18 protein-coding genes are annotated in these 17,747 nt (G+C 67.2%); all 18 read right to left on the minus strand.

The features are described 5' to 3' along the window. Nucleotides 1-489 precede the first annotated feature (489 nt). A complete protein-coding gene (locus GBJ34_RS08105; protein ID WP_404811414.1) occupies nt 490-792 on the minus strand; it encodes a hypothetical protein in 303 nt (100 codons plus the stop codon). 93 nt (nt 793-885) lie between these two features. Continuing rightward, the gene (locus GBJ34_RS08115; RefSeq protein WP_151718772.1) at nt 886-1,560 is read right to left on the minus strand and encodes a YcbK family protein; all 675 of its coding nucleotides are present in this window, start codon (nt 1,558-1,560) and stop codon (nt 886-888) included. Between the two features lie 70 nt (nt 1,561-1,630). After that, a complete protein-coding gene (locus GBJ34_RS08120) occupies nt 1,631-1,939 on the minus strand; it encodes a hypothetical protein (protein ID WP_143794867.1) in 309 nt (102 codons plus the stop codon). A gap of 32 nt (nt 1,940-1,971) precedes the next feature. Beyond that, nucleotides 1,972-3,897: a DUF2793 domain-containing protein gene (locus GBJ34_RS08125; RefSeq protein ID WP_151718773.1), complete on the minus strand. Its 1,926-nt coding sequence runs from the start codon at nt 3,895-3,897 to the stop codon at nt 1,972-1,974. A gap of 11 nt (nt 3,898-3,908) precedes the next feature. Beyond that, nucleotides 3,909-7,907: a baseplate multidomain protein megatron gene (locus GBJ34_RS08130; RefSeq protein ID WP_151718774.1), complete on the minus strand. Its 3,999-nt coding sequence runs from the start codon at nt 7,905-7,907 to the stop codon at nt 3,909-3,911. 9 nt (nt 7,908-7,916) lie between these two features. Next, nucleotides 7,917-8,363 carry an NlpC/P60 family protein gene (locus tag GBJ34_RS08135; RefSeq protein WP_192931147.1) on the minus strand — a complete coding sequence of 149 codons (447 nt, stop codon included), beginning with the start codon at nt 8,361-8,363 and terminating at the stop codon, nt 7,917-7,919. Continuing rightward, entirely contained in the window at nt 8,360-9,244 is an 885-nt protein-coding gene (locus GBJ34_RS08140; protein WP_151718775.1) for a DUF2163 domain-containing protein, read from the minus strand. Before GBJ34_RS08140 ends, GBJ34_RS08135 begins: the two co-directional genes overlap by 4 nt. Beyond that, nucleotides 9,241-9,867, minus strand: a complete 627-nt coding sequence (locus tag GBJ34_RS08145; RefSeq protein WP_151718776.1) for a DUF2460 domain-containing protein — start codon at nt 9,865-9,867, stop codon at nt 9,241-9,243. The genes GBJ34_RS08140 and GBJ34_RS08145 overlap by 4 nt, the downstream gene beginning before the upstream one ends. After that, complete coding sequence (locus tag GBJ34_RS08150; RefSeq protein ID WP_151718777.1) at nt 9,867-12,329, minus strand: phage tail tape measure C-terminal domain-containing protein; 2,463 nt, start codon at nt 12,327-12,329, stop codon at nt 9,867-9,869. Before GBJ34_RS08150 ends, GBJ34_RS08145 begins: the two co-directional genes overlap by 1 nt. Next, nucleotides 12,322-12,579: a DUF7697 family protein gene (locus GBJ34_RS21315; RefSeq protein WP_449727759.1), complete on the minus strand. Its 258-nt coding sequence runs from the start codon at nt 12,577-12,579 to the stop codon at nt 12,322-12,324. Before GBJ34_RS21315 ends, GBJ34_RS08150 begins: the two co-directional genes overlap by 8 nt. Further along, nucleotides 12,552-13,007, minus strand: a complete 456-nt coding sequence (locus GBJ34_RS08155) for a hypothetical protein (protein WP_151718778.1) — start codon at nt 13,005-13,007, stop codon at nt 12,552-12,554. Before GBJ34_RS08155 ends, GBJ34_RS21315 begins: the two co-directional genes overlap by 28 nt. A gap of 2 nt (nt 13,008-13,009) precedes the next feature. Next, nucleotides 13,010-13,948 (minus strand): phage tail tube protein, encoded by a 939-nt coding sequence (locus GBJ34_RS08160; RefSeq protein WP_151718779.1) that lies wholly within the window; start codon nt 13,946-13,948, stop codon nt 13,010-13,012. Between the two features lie 24 nt (nt 13,949-13,972). Next, on the minus strand, nt 13,973-14,395 hold the full coding sequence (locus GBJ34_RS08165) for an acyl-CoA transferase (RefSeq protein WP_151718780.1): 423 nt from the start codon (nt 14,393-14,395) through the stop codon (nt 13,973-13,975). 12 nt (nt 14,396-14,407) lie between these two features. After that, entirely contained in the window at nt 14,408-15,256 is an 849-nt protein-coding gene (locus GBJ34_RS08170) for an FRG domain-containing protein (protein WP_131023301.1), read from the minus strand. A gap of 62 nt (nt 15,257-15,318) precedes the next feature. Then, a complete protein-coding gene (locus GBJ34_RS08175; RefSeq protein ID WP_151718781.1) occupies nt 15,319-15,936 on the minus strand; it encodes a DUF6441 family protein in 618 nt (205 codons plus the stop codon). Then, nucleotides 15,933-16,247: a head-tail joining protein gene (locus GBJ34_RS08180; protein ID WP_151718782.1), complete on the minus strand. Its 315-nt coding sequence runs from the start codon at nt 16,245-16,247 to the stop codon at nt 15,933-15,935. Before GBJ34_RS08180 ends, GBJ34_RS08175 begins: the two co-directional genes overlap by 4 nt. A gap of 12 nt (nt 16,248-16,259) precedes the next feature. Then, a complete protein-coding gene (locus GBJ34_RS08185; RefSeq protein WP_151718783.1) occupies nt 16,260-17,285 on the minus strand; it encodes a major capsid protein in 1,026 nt (341 codons plus the stop codon). Nucleotides 17,286-17,312: 27 nt separating this feature from the next. Beyond that, nucleotides 17,313-17,693: a head decoration protein gene (locus GBJ34_RS08190; RefSeq protein WP_151718784.1), complete on the minus strand. Its 381-nt coding sequence runs from the start codon at nt 17,691-17,693 to the stop codon at nt 17,313-17,315. Between the last annotated feature and the right edge of the window lie 54 nt (nt 17,694-17,747).

Below are 17,747 nucleotides of genomic sequence, written 5' to 3' on the forward strand. Positions count from 1 at the left end.
CCCAGCCCTTGACCCAAGCCTGAACCCCGGAACATAACCCTCAGGTGGGTCAGTTCTCGACGGAAAACCCGGGTCAGTTCTGCGTGGAAATCAACAGACTTCGTTCAAGATCGGCCGTACTGTGGCTTCGTTGGGGATCGGCATGCTCGGGCCTCGATTGTTTTGTGGGAGGATAGCCAAGGCCGTTTACAAATACAACAGCAAAATATTCACCAGAAAATTCCGCGGGCGGTCCAACGGATCGGATGAACCGCTGATCTGCGCATATCACAATCGTTCAAGTTGGTGCGGAAGGCTCGGCAGTGGCCCTTTCAGGTGCACAATTGTGCCCATCGCCATGCCGGACAGGCATGACAGCACCTGCCATCATCGCCCAGCAGCGAATCCCTGCCGCTTGTTGACACCGTGAATCCATAAACCGGGCCGGGCGATGCTTCGCGGTCGAGGCGTCTGGCGCTTGCCTCGTGGGGGCTTTGTCCGGCCCGGATTCTAACGGCATGCCCGCGCCTGGTCGCGAAGAACGGCATAGTCGCTCAGCATCCGGACGATGACCGCGCCTTCCGGCAGTGCCTCGACCTCGTCAGCAGCCCGCGCTTGATTCCCGGAGGAGTATTCGACCACGGGTGGGCAGGGTGCGCGGGTCTCAGAACCTGCCGTCGCGCAACCGGTCAGCCAGAGCGTCACGATCAGCAGGGCGACGGGCGGCAGCGTCGAGCATTTGGCGGTGGATGGCATCGTTTCTTTCTCGGGCATCAAGCCGTTCGGCAGCGCGCCCGGCGCGTTCACCGGCACGGCGCAGGTTCAGAAGGAACAGCATGATCGCTGCGGCGGCGAGGATGAGGCCCAGCGCTCTTCGCGCCGGGCCATGGGTCAGAAGCCAGCCGATCACCGCTGGCCCCGTTTCCAGTCGTCGAGCCGGGCGTGGATGGTGACGGCGATGCCGATAAGCGCGATGGCGATCAGCACCCAACGCAGGGTGTCGAGGTAGGGCACCAGCGGCTGGATGGTGGATTGGGCTTCCGCGAGGACGCCCCTCACAGCCTCCACCCCGGCTGCGCCAACGGTGGCCGCGCCAGCCGCGCCGCCACCGCGCAGGGTACGGCTTTCCGAAAGCACCTCGCGCGCAGGCGGCATTTCCGCGGCGAAGGGCACCGGCCGCACGGGGAAGGGATCGCCCCAGGACCGGGCAGGACCAAGGTCGATGTGCATGAAGCCGGAGCGGGGATAGTATCCGAACCCCAGGAATCCGACCGCCCGTGCCGCCGCCTCGAAGGCCACCGGATCATGGTTTGCCATGGCGATGTCGAAGGCCTTGCCCTGCATATGCTTCGAGGTCGGGGCGCCACCGACAGCACGGTTGTGTTCCGGACTGCGATAGGCGGAGCGGATGATGAGAGGCTTGCCGAGGCGGTCGCGCAGGGCCTGCAGCTTGTCCATGGCTTCCGTGTTGATCTTGATCGCGCCGGTGCCGCGGCAGGCGATCTCGGCGGCCGAGAAGTTCGGCCAACGCCATGCAGTCGCGGGCAAGTCGCGCCAGTGGGGGTAGGTCAGGGTGGGCATCGTGGATCCTCCAGATGAAAAAACCCGCCTTGAGGGCGGGTGGGTTGTCAGTTGGCAAGGGTCAGGAAAGTCAGTCGGATCGGCCGCGCTGGAAGGCGTCGAACAGCATGTCGCGCATCGAGCGGATGTCCGTCTCGATCCGGTCGAGGCGGTCGCCGTCGGCCTTACGGTCCTCGCTACGCTGGCGGTCAATCCGGTCCCGGTCGGCGATGAGTTCCCGGTCAAGGCGGTCCAGCAGGGCCTCGTTGGTGAAGGCCTTGCGCGTGATCGCCGCGATCAGGGCCATGGTGCCGCCGATCAGGGCGGTCAGCGCGGCGGTGATCCCGTGGTCCCGAAAGGCCCGCGCGACCTCCCCGGCGAGAGTGGTCTGGTTATCCATCATGGTCCTTTCCGGCCACGGGGCGTGGCGCTTCAGTAATCCGTCTCGACGTAGACGCCCGAGCAGTCGTAGGCGACGGCCGCGGCGGTGCTGCCGTTGTTGAGGTAGTTGCGCGGGCTCAGGAGCTGGGTCGCCGAGGGCATGTCGGTGGTGATCGTGGCCTCCGCCACCGCGCCCGAGACTTCCTCGACCATGCGGATCCCGACCGTGCTGTCGTTCGGGGCCGCAGCGATGTAGAGCGTCAGGACATTCGTCGTGCTGGCCACGGGGAAGCCCGCGCCGAGGTCGATCAGCGTCGGCGCGCCAGCGCCGTCATTGTGCACGATCTGCCAGTTGGCATGGGTGCCACGCTCGAACCCGATGCCCAGCGCGTTGACCACGGCCAACAGCGTCAGGCTGGTTGACAGCGCCGCGACCGATCCGATCAGGCCGAAGAAGCCCATGCCGGTCGCCTGCAATGTAACCATCGACAGCCGGTTCACATAGGTGAAGCCGCCCAGACCATCTGCATTGCCGCGCCAGCAGACCCATCCCGCCGAGCGCTCTTCGGCCGCCGCCCCGGCCGTGGCCGCGGAGGTCATCCGCCAGCGGCGCATGGAGGTGGAGAGGTTGGTCGTGGCCAGCGTCGGCGTCGCCGCAGTGCCGACGGCGGTGCGCGGCATGCCGTTGGTGTTGATCGTGGTGCTGGTCGAGGGCGCCCAGGTCGCGATCCGGTTCACCCCGAAATGCGGCTGGAGCGGGAAGTGGCGGCCCGAGGGGCGCTCGACATCGAGCCATCCCATCCCCGCGCGGTCGCGGGCATAGAGCGCGAGTTTGCCTGCGGGCGGCGGCGAGGGGACGGCATCATGGGCGGGCAGGACGACCGGTTCGGCCAGTTCGACGCGACCGTTGGTGCGGTCGACCTTGAATGCGTCGAAGAAGGCAGACCCATCCGGGCTGACCTTGAAGCTGAAATCGTCATTCCCGAGCAACCCGATCAGCGCGCGGGCCGAGAAGCCGGTCTTGAAGGCAAAGGCCGCGTCACTCCCGGCCGTAGCCTTGTTGACCGTCGCCTCGATGCCCGCGCCTGCGTTGTTCAACAGCACGGCCGGGGTGTTCACCGACATCCGGTTGAAACTGTCGGCCGTCGCCCCGCCGAGGCCAAGAAGCTGCGCCGTCAGGTTCGCCTGGGGCATGCCGACCTGCGTGACGGCGTTGGCGAAGGTGACGGTGGGCGTGTTCACCACCGTTGTGCCGCCCGCCCCGGCCGTGGCCGAGCCGATGTTGACGACCGTGGTCGATCCGGAAGCGCCGCCAGTCCCGAGGTTCACCGTCTTGGTGATGCCGGTGGTCGTCGCACCAGTGCCCATCCCATAGGTGGCCGTCGCCGTCGCCGTGCCGATCGAGGCGCTGGCGGCCGAAACAGTGACGGTTCCAGACGCCGTGAGCGTCCCAGAGAAGGACTTGTTGCCGGTGAAGGTCTGGGTGCCTGCAAGGATCGCCAGTTCGGACGAGGTGTTCGGCAGGGTGAAGCTGCGCGTGGTGCCGGTGCTGATCCCCGCCAGCGAGAAGGTGGCCTTCTTTGTCGGGTCCGCATCGTTCACCAGGCTGAAGACCGCGTCCGAGACGTCGCGCGGCTCGCCCACGACCTCCCAGACGCTGCCGCTCCAGACGAGGAACAGGCCCTCGGCTGCGACCCAGACCAGCCAGCCGGTGCGCGGCACCAGCCGGATCCACGCGCCGTCAACCCAGAAGGCCACGTTCAAGTCCCACCCAGCCCAAAGGCCGGTGGCGCCCGAGGCCACAAGATGCCGGTTCCCATCGGCGGGGCTGGCGGGCGGGGCCGTCCGCGTGCGGTCGAGAACGGAGAGCTGAACCATGGCGTCGAGCAGGCGCAGCGCCTCGTTGTGGGTGACATGCTTCTGCGCCTGCGCCGCCACGAGGTAGGGCAGGCCCAGATGGGTCGTTGTATCGGACATGGAAAATCCCGTCAGAACTCGAGGGTCACGGTCGCAGGTGTGCCGCGGCCGAGGCGGTTCGAGAGTTGGAAGATGCGGATCGCCAGCGCCTGGCCGGGGCCGAGCGGCGCGCCCCAGTCGGCGGTCTGCTGGGCGGTAGTGTAGAGGACGGACGTCGTGCTGCTGGACAGCATGCGTTTGATGATGGCCCCGTCGAGGATCTGGACGTCGTAGTATTCCTGGTCCTCGGCCAGCGGCACCTCGACCTGTTCCCAGGCATCCGCGACTAGCGCCCGCGATCGCCGCGACCAGCGGATCGTCAGATCGCCCGGGCTGCGGGCCGTCCGCCATGGCTGTTCGACATGCACCGGCGCAAAGGGAACAAGCCCCCGGCCGGTCGGGGTGAAGCCCAGCGCGGCATAGCTTGCGTCACTGACCGCTCGCGCAGCCGGGCCGACCCGCCAGTTCCAAGGTAGACCGAGATCGGCCTCGGCGATGGGCAGCGAGGCCAGTGTGGCATCCAGCACGACGACCCGCGCCCCGGCCGGGGTCGGGTTGCCCATCGCGTGCTCTGTCCCGCGCTGGCCGCGTAACAGCCGGGTCAGGCGATAGCGGCTGGGGGCGATCAGTTCTGCTTGGCCAGCCTGAACGATCTCCCACACCCCTGCTGCGCACTCGACCGCTAGCGCATTCGTTCCACCGAACAGCGCGACGTCCGTCACGCTTTCCAGCGTGCCAGACAGCAGATCGACGACCAGCGCGTTGCCGAGATCGAAGCGGGAGGTTGGCCCCGGAAAGAAGTCGAAGGTCAGTGTCCCGATCCGCGCGCGACTGCCGAATGTGGTCAGAAGGTTGAAACCATCGCTCGATGCACTGCGGAACACCGCGATCTCGCCCGGCCAAGGGCTGGCATGGGCGGCGATCAGGGGGCGATGCGCGGGCTGATCCTCGGAAATCTGCGGCAGGTCCAGCATCACCACCTCGGGCGTGCCAAAGACGACGGGGCTGGCGAGCGACGCGGGCCGCGGATCGCCGGGCGGCAGGTCGTAGGCGGCGCGGTCCTGCCGGACTGCCTCGATCCCGCGCGCCTCGGCATCGGCGACCGAGACGAGGCGGAACTCGACCTCGCGACCGTCATGCGCGAGCCGGATCACGTCGGCCGGATCGAGGGCCAGCCGCGAGGGCGGCAGGCGAAAGGTGGCGCTTTCCCGGCCGATCCAGGCTTCCATCAGCGCGCGGCGGCAGCGGCGTTCCGCCTCCTCGGGCGGGATCGCAATCGGGAAGCTTTCCGAGGCGATGCGGGTGGTGTCGACGGTGATGCGCCGTGCCTCGACAAGCGCCGCGTCGTAATCCTCGTCGGCGCGTGCGACCTGCCACTTCAGTGCCTGCGGCAGTTCCGTCTCCTGGCCACGGGTCAGCTCAAAAGCCTCGCCCTCACGACTGGCCACCAGATCGTCGATGGACAGCGTGGCGAGCGATGCCCGCCCGCGCATGACGAAGCGGATCACGCCCTCGGTCTCGATGGCATCGAAGCCGAAATGCCGGGCCAGCGTGGAAATCGACGCGCGCGGGCTTTCCAGCGCCCCGATCACATAGCCTTCGACGGCGCCCCAGAGGCCAGATACGTCGATCAGGCTTTCCGCCAACCCAGCGCGCAGGCAGAGATGGCGCACAAGCGCGGCGAGCGACACCGCGCCCAGCCGCCCTGTCAGCCAGTGACCAAGCCGCCAGTTCGGCCCGTCTGTCCAGATGCCTGTCAGTTCGGGGAAGAACGGATAGGGCCGCGCGTCCCAGGTCCAGGCTGCGCATTCGGGGACATGGACCATCCGACCGCCGTAGATTGCCGACACGGGATTGTTGGCAGGGGTGCCCCACCACAGGTAGCTCGCCTCGAGATAGGCGCGCTGGATCGCATCATCGCGCCAGCCCCGCGAAAAGTAGGGCGTGAAGCTCTCCGACGACTTCGGATCGAAGAAAACGTTCGGCTGGTTCGTCCCCCGGTCGATGGCGGGGCACCCCAGTTCGGTGAACCAGATCGGCTTCGACTGCGGCACCCATGCGGTGGCCAAGCCGCTCTCCACCCCGCCCGGTCGGTTGAAATGGGCATTCGACCACCAGGCCCGCAGATCCTTGTAACGGAAGACCCAAGGCTTGCCTGCGGCACCATCGGTGATGGGCGTCCGGATCTGTGCCGACCGGTCTGCGGCACTGGCGTATAACCAGTCGAAGCCTTCACCACCCGCGATATTGGCCTGCAGGTAACCCCGATCATGGATCGTAGGCCAGCCTTGAAGGGCGTCTGCATGGTCGAACCCGTCGCGCCAGTCTGACGCCGGCATGTAGTTATCGATGCCGATGAAGTCGATGTTGGCATCCGACCAGAGCGGGTCGAGGTGGAAGAAAACGTCCTCTGTTCCATCGCCCGGCTGGTGGCCGAAATACTCCGACCAGTCCGAAGCGTATCCGATCTTGGTGCCCGCCCCGAGGATCGCCTTCACGTCAGCCGCCAGCGCCTTGAAGGCCGTTACGGCCGGATAGGCACTGGCGCTGGACCGGATCGTCGTCAGGCCGCGCATCTCGGTGCCGATCAGGAATGCATCGACACCGCCCGCCACGGCACAGAGATGGGCGTAGTGCAGGATCATCCGGCGCAGGCCCCAATCGCCGGAAGGGCCGGTCCAGCTGACACTGTCGCCCGCCACCGCGAACTGCGACGGTGTGGCCGCTCCGAAAAAGCTGGAGACCTGCGTTGCGGCGGCGGCGGTCTTGTCCGCGGTCCCGGCATAACCTGCTGCCGGGGAGCAGGTGATCCGGCCGCGCCAGGGAAATGACGGCTGCCCCGGCATGGCGGCGTTGTTCGAATAGGGGTTCGGCAGGGTGTTGCCGGGCGGCACATCCATCAGCAGGAAGGGATAGAAGGTGACGCGCAGCCCGCGAGCCTTCATCTCGCGGATCGCCTGCACCACGGCGAAGTCGGCAGGCGTGCCGCCATAGACCGGCCGGTCCTCGGCGTCACGGCTAACCAGATGAGCGGCGGCCCGTGCCACGCCGTTGACCGTCCAGACCTTGGGGCTGGTGACCTTTGTCGCCACCTCGACGCCGGGCTTGATCGTACAGTTGCCCGCGCGCAGATCATTGCCGAACCAGGCGACGACAAGGCTGACGCTCTCGACGGCAGGGGCCATGGCCAGGAGCCGGTCCAGCGCCACGACGATGTCGGCCTCATCCGGCAGCGCGTTGAGGTTCTCGGCCGAGGTTGTGCCGCCGGTGGTCTGGCCGAAGACCGTGGTGGATGCGCCCACGGTCTTGCGGACAGCCTCGGTCGCATAGGTGAACTCGCCCGAGGCGGGGATCATGGTGACGGCCTTGACCAGCCCCTCGGCCGTGTCGGGATCCGCAAGTGGCCGAAAGACCTCGAAGGACAGCTGCGGCAGGCGGTTGCCATAAGTGGAAAGCGCCAGTTCCTCGAAGACGACGTAGGCGGTGCCGCGATAGGCCGGGGTATTGGCCGCGCACATCTTCGTGGCAATGAATGGGTCAGCCGTCTGGGTCTCGTCGCCGGGATACCAGCGCCAGGTGATGCCGGTCATGTCGAGCGGCTTGCCGTCAGCCCAGATGCGCCCGATGCCGGTGATCGGGCCTTCACACAATGCGACTGCGAAGGACGCATAGTAGAGGTATTCGGTGGTCTGGACCCTCCCGCCGCCACCGCCCTTGCCACCACCCTGCGTCGTGGTCTTGGTCTCCTCGCGGAAATCGGTGGCCCAGATGATGTTGCCGCCGATGCGCATGCGGCCGTAGAGGCGCGCGATGATTGCCCCTTCTGTGGCCGAGGTGATCCGCAAGCTGTCGAGGCGCTGACCCTCGATCTTCTGCGCGGGCGCCAGCGAGGACACGATCCAGCTGTCCACCACCGACCCAATGGTGGAGCCGATGAAGCCACCGATGGCGGCGCCAGAGAAGCCGAGGATCGCGCCGCCAAAGGCCCCGCCGATGGCGGAACCGACGGCGCCGAGGACGAGCGTGGCCATGGGAGACTCTCAGCGTGCGGGGAACAGGAAAGCGAAGGCGATGCTGCGTCGCCAAGTGGGTGTCAGCGCTTCCTCGATCACGCCGAGGCGTTCGTAGGCGTGGAGGAAGGTGTCGGGCCCGGTGAGGATGCCCACATGCTTGGCGATGGCGCGGGGCATCATCCGGAACAGGATCATCGCGCCGGGTGGGGCGTCGGCCGGTGCGATCTCGGGCATCATCGCCCGCGCCCCATCGGCCAGCACCTCGCGCGGCCCGGTCTCGCCCCAATCCCGGCTATAGGGCGGGATCGGAAATGGCTCCGGCCCTACCACCTCGCGCCAGACGCCCCGCGCAAGGCCGAGGCAGTCGCAGCCGATCCCGCGCAAACTGGCCTGGTCGTGGTACGGCGTGCCGAGCCACGACCGCGCGACGGCGATGACGCGAGCCGGATCGGCCGTCAGGGCTGTCGCGGTCACAGCACCGCTCCCTCATGGCCGCCGTCCTTGGTGGCGTATCGAAGGACTGCGTCTTGCCCTGGGATGTGTGGGAAGCCCCGGAAGTTCGCGACATTGGTGAACTTGGTGCCGCAGGTCGCGATCCGCTTGTCGCAGCCCGCGCGGATGATAAACCCATCCGTCGCCATGATTGGTCGCACCGGCGCTTCCAGAAGGGTCAGGATCGCCACGCCATCGACGAGGTCGTGCGACAGCACCTCGACCCGCCGCCCGGCATTCGCGCCGGTCGACCATTCCACCAGACCGAAGGCGAACCAGCCCGCCGTGAAACTGGTGAGGCCGGAGGCGGTGAAGGCCCGGTCGCGCAGCACATCGATGATCGCGCCGCTGCCCTTGAAGGCAGGGGCATCGAGGTTCACGCCGCAGCGCGCATCGCCCAGCGCCGCGTCGCAGCTGACCTGGAAGGTCCGCCCGACGGTCTGGCCAAGGACATGGGCCAGTGACCGCACTTCGGCCACGAAGGCCAGCCGCCCGCGCCTGATCTGTCCGATGGCCCCGCGACGCAGCAGCACGCGCTGCGAAGGGGCCGACCAGTTCACCCGCCAGACCTCGACCGCTGCATTGTCCCACCGGCCGTCGAGGATGTCGGTCTCGGTGATCCGGTCCGACGACAGCACGCCTTGCGAGTCCTGCGCATCGACCGAGAGGTCTGAGCCCGACCGGACCTCGGATGCCGTCAGCCCGCTTTCCGGCTCGAACTCGGTTCCGTCGAACGCCAGCGTCCGGTCATGGTCGGTGAAGCCGAAGGTCACGCCATCGGCACGGGTGATGCGCCAGCACCAGGCGAGCGTCGTGGTGCCGTCGTCGAGATGGGCCTGCAGCGCGGGGTTCAGAGACTTCATGTTCGGATTTCCAGAAGCGGGATCGAGGTGATCGACCCGAGGCGCTCGATGTCGAGGGTGACGTCGAGGGCATCGGTGTCGAAGCGGACGGGGACGTCGAATTCGAAGCCTGCGGTGATCGCGACGCCCACGGCCGGGGCGGTGGTGAAGGTAATGAGGCCGGTTGAGGTGGAAACCGACCAGCCGGAGGCTTGGGGCGTGCCGTTCAGGGCGATTGTCACCGTCCCGGCGACGGGCTTGGTGATAGCGCGCGACCAGGACTGCGCGCCGGAGATGTAGCGTTTGGTCAGCTGGAACAGGGTGGCCGACCCGTTGCCGATTCCGATCGGTTGATCGGTCGGGCCGGGCGTCTGCGATGGCAAACCGGACTTGAAATCGGCCCAGTCCTTGAAGCGGAAGCCGTGCAGGCGGCCGTTGCGGGCCTCGAAGAAGGCGACGACCGCCGCCAGATCGTCGGCGCGGCGGATGCCGTAGGCGACGTCGTAGCGGCGGCGGCTGTTGGCCCAGCTGGCGTTGCGCTCCTCGGCGCCAGAGGCGAGCTCGACGATCTGCGTGCGCCGCTCGGGACCACCGCGTGCCCCGCGGCTGATGTTGTCCGGAAACCGGACCTCGTGAAACGCCATCACATGCCCCTCCTGCCCAGCGACACGGCGCGGGCGATGTCGCTGGCGACCTGCGTCCGGGATTGTCGGAAGCTCTCGGCGTCGCGCGCGTTGATCGTGACGTTGACGGTGGAGGCAACCGACTGGCCGTATCCCGCAGCTTCCCTGCGCGAGAGGACCCGCTCCCCGCGTTGCAGGATCGCTGGCACCTCGTCGGGCCGCAGCCCGGCCCAGCCACCGTTGTGCATGCGCGGGGCACCCGAAAAGGCCAGCGCCGGGACCATGCGTCCGGGACCAGGGGCACCGACCATCCCGCCCGCATGCAGGATGTTGGCGAAGATCCCGCCCGCGCCGCCCAGCGCTCCGGAAAGGGCGTTTGCGATGGGACCGAGGATGAAGCGGCGGGCGGCGAGCTTGGCCAGGTCGGCGATCATCGACGTGACCAGATCGCGGAAGTCGAGTTTGCCGGTCTTCACGAAGTCGCCGATGGCATTCTCGGCGCTCTGGAAGGCCCCGACCAGCGCGCTGCCGATGTCCCCGCCGATGTCGCGTGCCTTCGCGGCGTAGTCGGCGAGGGCGGCGGTGACGGCCTGCCAGCCGGTGAGGGCCGTGTCCGCGCCTTGGGCTGCAGCAGCCCCCGCGTCGCGTGCAGCGCCGCCCGCGCCATCGGCGGCGGTGGCGGTCTCGTTCAGCCCGGCCGTGAGGGCACCGACCGCGCCAGCCGCATCCGCCAGTGCGGTCTCGGCCTCGGTCCCTGTGCCGGTGACGGCATCGCGCAAGGCTTGCCAGCTGGCCAGCGGCCGACCCGCGGCATCGGCGAGCATCCCGGCCGCCTCGCGATAGCCGTCGGACCAAGCGCGGGCGTCGTCGGCCATGGCGCCGAGCCCGAGATCGGGCGGCTCGAGGTAGGTCCGCGACAGCGCTGCCGAGAAGGCATCGGCGGCGGCTGCACCGGCTGCGGTCGCAGCCCCCTCGAACGGGTTGCCGATGCGCCCCAGTTCCACCGGGTCGAGAATGCCGATCCGCACCCCGCCTTCGCCCGTCGCCCATTCGGGCAGGAGGGCCAGCGCCGCGTTCAGCGTCTCGATGAAGCTGTTGATGCGGGTGACGACGCCGTTCAGCATCGCCTCGACGCCGGAGATCAGCCCGTTCGCGGCCTGGAAGGCGAAATCGCCGATGGCCCCGGGCAGGCTGCCCCAGATCGCCACCGCCGCGTCGTAGGCACCCTGGAAGATCGCCGCCGTCCTGTCGCCGAAGCTGACGACGCCTGCGATGATGCCTTCCAGCGCCGAGAGACTCGCGGCCTTCAGCCCCTCCCATCCGGCCGCCATGCGCGCCAATGCGGCGTCGAGCGACAGGCCGATGCGCGACCAGACTTCGCGGGCCAAATCGCCGAGCAGGCGAAACGCCTCGCCCACACCGCCGACCCGGGCCACCAGCTGCGAGAACTGGTAGACCAGCTCGCCCGCCCCGACGATCAGCGCGCCGATGCCGGTGCGGATCAGAGCGCCGCGCAGGAACACCAGCGCGGTGGCAAGCCCGCGCACGGACAAGGCTGCGGCCGCCAATCCCGCGACCCAGCGCCCGGCCATGACGGCGGCGAACGTTGCCGCATAGGAGGCAAGACGGCCGAGGTTGCCGATCAGCCCGTCGATGGCCGAGCGCAGAATGCCTCCGTCGGACGCGAGCGCCACGAAGGTATTGGCTAGCGCTTCGATGGTCGGGGCGACGGCCACGGCGATGCGGTTCCGGAGGCCATCGAACACGAGGGATACGGTGCCCAGCGCAATTTGCGTACGGCGCAGGGCTTCCAGCGCATTACTGTCCAGCACCGCCCCGAGATCGGAAGCCTGCTCCCCGAGACGGGCCATCTCCGCCCCGCCGTTCCGCAGGAGGGGGATCAATCGCGTGGCGTCCGAGGCCATGGCCTCCAGATAGAAGGTCATTTCCTGCTGGCTGAGACCGGCCCGCTCCAGCGTGTCGACGTAAAGTTGCAGTGCCTCCGGTCCCGACAGCCGCGCGAACTGGTCGGCGGTGACACCGACCCTCGGGGCCACGTTCTCGAAGAAATCCGCCATCGGCCCGCCGCCGGTTTGGAGGAAGTCGCCCACCCGGGCGTTCACGTCCTTCAGGATGTCGGCCAGCTTCTCCTGCTCGATCCCGACCGTCCGCGCCCCGGCCGACCAGCGCTGCAGCGCTTCGGGCGTCGCATTGGCGACCTGCGCGAACTGCCGGATTTGCGCCGCGCTCTCGGCCGTGGATCGCACGATCAGACCGAGCGAGGCTGTGGCGGCAGCGGCAGCAGCCCCAAGGGCGAGGCCTGCGCGACGCGCGAAAGCGGCCAGCCGCGTGTTCGCGAGTTCCATCTCGCGCGACAGGCGGCCAAAGCCGCGCGCCCCGGCCTCGCCCACCCCTTCCAGTTCGGCGCGCACGCGGCGTCCGCCCTCCGCCACGAGGCGGACGGAGACCTTCTTCTCAGCCATTGCGGCGTCCTTCCATCTGCTCGTTTAGCTTGCGCACCATCACCGCCTCGATCTCTGGCAGCAGTTCGGCGGTGATCAGCCCGTTGACGCCAAGCGCCTGCGCCAGTGAAAGCGCAGCGCCCATGTCCCATCCGATGACGGCACCCGGCGCGATGCGCAGCTGGCCGCCGAGGCGCTGGGTCAGGTCCCAGACCTGCCAGCCCTCGAGCGTCTGCGGCCGGTTCAGTCTTGCGGGGCAGTCGGGGCAGATGCCCCCAGGGCCCTCGGAGGGTGTGCAGGCCGCGCAGTAGCCGTCGCCCCCGCCGAAGAACCAGTCGGCGAGGGCGCGGAGGCGTTTTTTTCCTGATCCAGCATCAGGCCGCGGGCGACGTATTGCGCTTGGAATGCCTCGAAGACCGGCCAGATTTCGAGCAGGGCGTCGATCCCGGCCGGGCTGACGGGCACGAGGTTGCCCGCCTTGTCGCCGACACCTTCCCATTCTAGAACTGCGCGGCGCGCGACGGCCTTGGCCATGGCCAGCGCCATGTCTTCCTGGCTGGAGGTTTCCGACAGGCCATCGATGGCGGGATCGGCGCGGGCGGAGACCATCAGCGCGGTGGTCAGGGGCGCTACAAGGACGCGCAGGCCGGGCAAGAGGTCCAGCCATTCGGGCCGGTTCGACAGATTCAGGCGGATCATGATCAGTATCCCGTGACGGTGTTGACGAGGACGGCGGTGCACATGCGGGCGGGGCTGGTGGCCTTGGCGGCCTGCCAGTCGAAGGTTGCCTGGATACCCTGGGGCCCGGGGATCTCGATCCGCGGGACCGGCAGGTAGACGGCATGGGCGGTGAAGGTGAAACTGGCACTGGCCCCGAGGCTGTAGGCGAACTCGAGCTCGCAAGGCGTGCCGTCGATGGCTTGCGTCACCAGCGCAGAGTCCGCGAACCGCACCTCGATCCGACCGGTCAGCGCGGCCATGCCGGGATCGGCGCCCTCGATCTTGCCGTCGTTGCGGATGGTCTCGATCCGATCGAGGCCGTTGGCATAGGTGATCTCGGCCGAGACGACATTGCCCAGCGCTGTGCCATTGCGCTTCACCACCCCGTTGAAGTGGCCGAAGCGCTGCAGACCCAGCGCGGTCGGGGTGCCTGCGGCAGTGGTTGCCGCAATCGCCTCGCCTTGGGCGATCAGCCGTGCAGTCGCCGTCAGCAGGCCGGATCGGTTCATCTGCCAGCTGAGCTGGTCCATCACGCAGCCCGCATACATCGCGAACCGCGGCACCTCGGGCATCGCCACTTCGATGGCCATCGAGGGCAGGGTCCAATTCCCCGACTGGAAGGTGTGGGTCTTGGGCGTGGTCCCTGTCGTGGTCGGTGCCCCGAAGGCGGCCTTCAGCCAGAAGCCGAATGCCTCCACATCAATCGGCACCAACACTTCGCCATCGGCGGTGACGGCGTCCTTGATGGGGGCCAAGGGATCGCGGCCGTAGCCCAGCAGCTCGGAATTCAGCAGGGGCTGTTCTGCGCCCAGCGTGGTGCGGGCGAAGGGCATCAGCCGATAGCCGCTGGCGGGCGGGGTGCCGTAGACGGTTTCGAACGCAAGCGCCATCTGCGCCCGCGCGCCGTGTGCGCGTGCCATGGGGGTCTCCTTGGATGTGGGGTGTCAGGCCAGAGGGCCGGTCGTCGAGTAATGCAGGATGACGGTGATCACCGCCGCCTTCAGGGTCGCCGTGCCCTCGATGGGCAGATCGACCGAGGCCGGGGCCTCTGGTTCGACCCAGTCACAGAGGCCGCCGAGCGTCCGGTCAGCTTCCAGCTCCGTGCCGATGGCGGTGATCAGGTCATCGAAAGCACCGGCCCGGCCGGTGCCCGCCTGGACGACGACCTCCAGCTCGGCCCGGTGCTGGTAGTGATAGCGCAGGGGCGATAGCGTCACTTCCGGCTCGCCCGGCTGGCCGTCGCGCAGGATGATCAGCCCGGCCGCCGGGATCCGTTCGGGCAGGACCTCGTCACGCAGGGTGAGGGCGGCAAGCGGCTGCAGCCGCGCGAGCAGCGCGGTAAGGACGGTTTCGCGGGTGGTGGGCATACGCGATCTAAATCAAGCGCCAACGTGATGGATGGCGCCGACGGTGAAATCTGAATGGGGAACAGATAACAGCATCCCGTAACCCGTATCAAAGTAAGGAGGAGGAAAGAGAGAGCGGACGCCTACCATGCTCCCTGAGCCAAGCCACTTGAACGCGTCAGAGAGGTTGAATCGGATCACGCCAATAATCGCTTCTGAATAATCCATTATTCGGCCGCCCTGCTCGCCCTTTGCCCGAAAGAGCATTCCATGCTGAGAATGAGGCCGCAAGAAAATGGACGGGACCGTAACTCTCAGGTCGATAAGTTCGGTTTTGCGGCTCAACAGCATTCCGCGGCGAGGTTTTCCGCGTCTATCATCGTTGGCGGACAGCAGGATTATGTAGCAATAAGAATCTTCCGTGACTTTTCGTTGGTCGAAATGGAGAAATTCTTTGTGTTTCCCGACCGAGAAAGCTTGATGGGATGCGAACCAGAGCGCGACCCAAACATTGTCCACCACATCGATCCACGTTGTGTGAATTCCGTAATGCTGAAGCAGCGGCTCATGGGCGTAGTCCGGAAATCCTTCGAAAATTCGGCAGTTGGCTCGAAACAATTCCAGCGTGGAGTTAAGTGCTGCATGTCTGTTTGTTTGGGCGGCGTCACTCTTAATTCCGCGGTAAAGCGTTGGTGACAGACCATCATATAGCTTCGATTGGCCTCGCAAGAACACTCGCTCAAATGGTTGCGCTTTGAACTTTGCGTATCCAACGGCTTGAGTGAGCGCATGTGGACTCTCTACGTGCAACACATTCTTGCCTGACGCTTGATCAACCAAATAGCTTGCATCGCGAATAGTCACCTTCTCGAAAACGCTCATTGCGAACCCCACTATCGGTCAGATTTGTAAGGGCTAATCCATCTCGAAGCTCGCGTCGAGAGTCAGACCCACCCCGCCACGATCCTTCCCGGCACGCCGTCGATGGCCTGTTCTGCATCCCGCGCCAGATCGAGCCGCTTGCGAAGCTTGACCTGCGGCACGAGGAGAAAGATTGGCACGGTGGTCAGTCCTCGGCCCGTCTTCGCGCGGGATGCCACCGCCCGGCCCTTGCTGTTCAACCGCCCCTCGGCCACCAGCAGGCTTGGGCCCCGGCGGCGGTAGATGAACCGCAAACGGAGGCCGGTTCGGCGTTCCCATTCGCCGGGGGTGATGCGGCCGCCGCGGGTGGATTTGCCTGCGGCGGGGGTTGGGATGGCCAGCCAGAACCCGTTGCGCGACCGGATCAGCGGCCCGGTGTCATGCGCGCCGACGATCACCGGGGCGTTGGACCAGACCATCGCCGCGGCGTTCAGGCTTTCGCCGCCCTTGGGATAGGTCGCGAGCCGGATGGAGTTGCCGAGCCGGGCGCCGAGCCCCGCGCCGGTGATCTGGCCGCGCCAGGCGGATTTCAGGCCCGCCCCCGTCTCGCGCATGGCGGTGGTAACGGCCTTTTCACCCGCGGCGATTTCGGCCTCCATCAGGGCGACGAGGTCAGGATCGATGGTGAGCTTAAGTTTCATTCTGGCCTCAAATCGAGCGTCCAGATCAACCGTTCCCGGTCGCGCAGCGGTTCTCCCTGGATGACATGGCTGTCGGCATCGATGACGATCACGTCGCCGGGGCGCGGGGCGGGGAGGTCGGCCACGCGCACATCCACCGCGGTCGTGTCGCTGACAAAGCGCCCAGCGCCGAAGTCGGTGATGCGGTCAGGCGCGCGGCGGATGATGCGGATCGGGCGTTCCTCGGATGTGGTGGCCGAGATCCAGAGGGCCGGGGCCGCCATGGCAGTATGCATGAAGATGCGGTCCATGGCGGCTTTGAGGACGGACATGCGCGATACCCGTCAATTCGACGTGTGCAGGCGGATCGCCAGCCGCGGCCGCTTGTTGACGGGCAGGATCGAGGCCTCGGTCATGACGTCGATCCAGCGGCCCTTCTCGTCGAGATGCTGGCGGGCGTAGAGGGGCAGACCGATGGTGTTGGCGGTTTCCAGGAGGTTCGCCGGGCCGCCATAGGTGGTGAATGTGTCCATCGTGCCCAAGGGGAAGGCGATGCCCTCGTTCGCCGGGACCAGCCGTTCGGTCGCCTTGGTCGAGAGGGTGACGGTGCCGGAGTATTCCTCGAACAGGATGCCGCCGAAGGGGAAGTTGCGGCGGACGTCCTCGCGCAGCGGCTGGGCACCGGTCGAGGCGTAGAACTTGTAGGCCTCCTCGGTCTTCGGATGCGCGATCAGCTTGTCGAAGAATTCGCGGCTGACCAGCGCATGGACGGAGGTCATCGCCTCGCCCAGAAGGTTGTCTTCGATGGCGCGCAGCACCTCGCGGACCTTGCCCTGCACGTTGGTGCCAGCCGTGCCGAGGACGAAGTCGACCGAGATCTGTGCCAGGCCGAATTCGGTGAAGTAGTTGTAGAGCGTGGTGCCCGCGCCGTCTTTCACGATGCCGCGGAGCGCGTTCACCTCCATGTATTCACGGGTCTGAGCGTGCTTGCGCCGCATCAGCAGCAGCTTGCGGTTCATCACCTCGACGAGGGGATCGGCAGCATCGAACGCGCCGCCCAGCGCGGGCTGTCCCTGGATGTCTGCGGGCAGAACCACATCGTCATGCGGGATCCAGGGCAGGGCGAAGGATCGCATCGACCGGCCCTCGCGGGTGCCGACGGTGGCGGGGCCGCCGAGGGGGACGGAGGGCAAGAGGCTCAGGACGCCTTCGTATTGCTCGATGATGACCGAGCGCTGGCTGACGCCTTCGAAGCGGAAGAGGCCGATTTGGGCGAGGCGGGTATAGAGGTTGGGCAGGATGTTGATGGCCTGCGTCATCTCGGCCAGCGAGTAGCCGCCAGCGTCGAAGGGATTGCGGACGAGGGTCATGGTGGGGCTCCGGGGGAATGAGGGGGATCAGACGCCGTCGCGGGCGACGATGCCGACGGCGGCCAGCTGGCCGATCTTGGTGGTGATCTTGGCCGCGTCATCGACGGTGGCGTCGTAGGCGAGCGCTGCGCGCGAGACGATTGCCGGGCCGCGGGCGACGACGATGCCGGTGGCGTCGGCCAGCGTGGCGTCGACGGCATAGAGCAGGACGGCCGTGGCGATCTGCGCGCCATCGGTGCCCGCCGCGGTGGACAGGGTGTATTTGCCGCTGGCCGTGATGCGGCCGAGGACGGCGCCCACGGGATAGGGCGTGCCCGCGAGCAGCGTCACCACCTCGCGGGTGTAGTTCGGGTTGACCTCATATTTGAGGACGTCGCCCATGCTGGGCGGTTCCGTCAGGACGGGCATGGTTCAGTCTCCAGGATATTGGGGGATGGGGAGGCGGGGCGAGGGCGCAGCGAC

It is taken from the genome of Gemmobacter serpentinus (assembly GCF_008973825.1).
Taxonomy (GTDB): Bacteria; Pseudomonadota; Alphaproteobacteria; order Rhodobacterales; family Rhodobacteraceae; genus Gemmobacter; species Gemmobacter serpentinus.

Bases quoted from the DNA above. Each gene is read 5' to 3' on its own strand.
- GBJ34_RS08175 (WP_151718781.1), bottom strand. From the start codon at position 15,936: ATGAAACTTAAGCTCACCATCGATCCTGACCTCGTCGCCCTGATGGAG.
- GBJ34_RS08130 (WP_151718774.1), bottom strand. From the start codon at position 7,907: ATGGCCACGCTCGTCCTCGGCGCCGTCGGTTCCGCCATCGGCGGGGCC.
- GBJ34_RS08145 (WP_151718776.1), bottom strand. From the start codon at position 9,867: ATGGCGTTTCACGAGGTCCGGTTTCCGGACAACATCAGCCGCGGGGCA.
- GBJ34_RS08140 (WP_151718775.1), bottom strand. From the start codon at position 9,244: ATGAAGTCTCTGAACCCCGCGCTGCAGGCCCATCTCGACGACGGCACC.
- GBJ34_RS08170 (WP_131023301.1), bottom strand. From the start codon at position 15,256: ATGAGCGTTTTCGAGAAGGTGACTATTCGCGATGCAAGCTATTTGGTT.
- GBJ34_RS08190 (WP_151718784.1), bottom strand. From the start codon at position 17,693: ATGCCCGTCCTGACGGAACCGCCCAGCATGGGCGACGTCCTCAAATAT.
- GBJ34_RS08155 (WP_151718778.1), bottom strand. From the start codon at position 13,007: ATGATCCGCCTGAATCTGTCGAACCGGCCCGAATGGCTGGACCTCTTG.
- GBJ34_RS08125 (WP_151718773.1), bottom strand. From the start codon at position 3,897: ATGTCCGATACAACGACCCATCTGGGCCTGCCCTACCTCGTGGCGGCG.
- GBJ34_RS08115 (WP_151718772.1), bottom strand. From the start codon at position 1,560: ATGCCCACCCTGACCTACCCCCACTGGCGCGACTTGCCCGCGACTGCA.
- GBJ34_RS08120 (WP_143794867.1), bottom strand. From the start codon at position 1,939: ATGGATAACCAGACCACTCTCGCCGGGGAGGTCGCGCGGGCCTTTCGG.
- GBJ34_RS08165 (WP_151718780.1), bottom strand. From the start codon at position 14,395: ATGCCCACCACCCGCGAAACCGTCCTTACCGCGCTGCTCGCGCGGCTG.
- GBJ34_RS08180 (WP_151718782.1), bottom strand. From the start codon at position 16,247: ATGTCCGTCCTCAAAGCCGCCATGGACCGCATCTTCATGCATACTGCC.
- GBJ34_RS08185 (WP_151718783.1), bottom strand. From the start codon at position 17,285: ATGACCCTCGTCCGCAATCCCTTCGACGCTGGCGGCTACTCGCTGGCC.
- GBJ34_RS08160 (WP_151718779.1), bottom strand. From the start codon at position 13,948: ATGGCACGCGCACACGGCGCGCGGGCGCAGATGGCGCTTGCGTTCGAA.
- GBJ34_RS08150 (WP_151718777.1), bottom strand. From the start codon at position 12,329: ATGGCTGAGAAGAAGGTCTCCGTCCGCCTCGTGGCGGAGGGCGGACGC.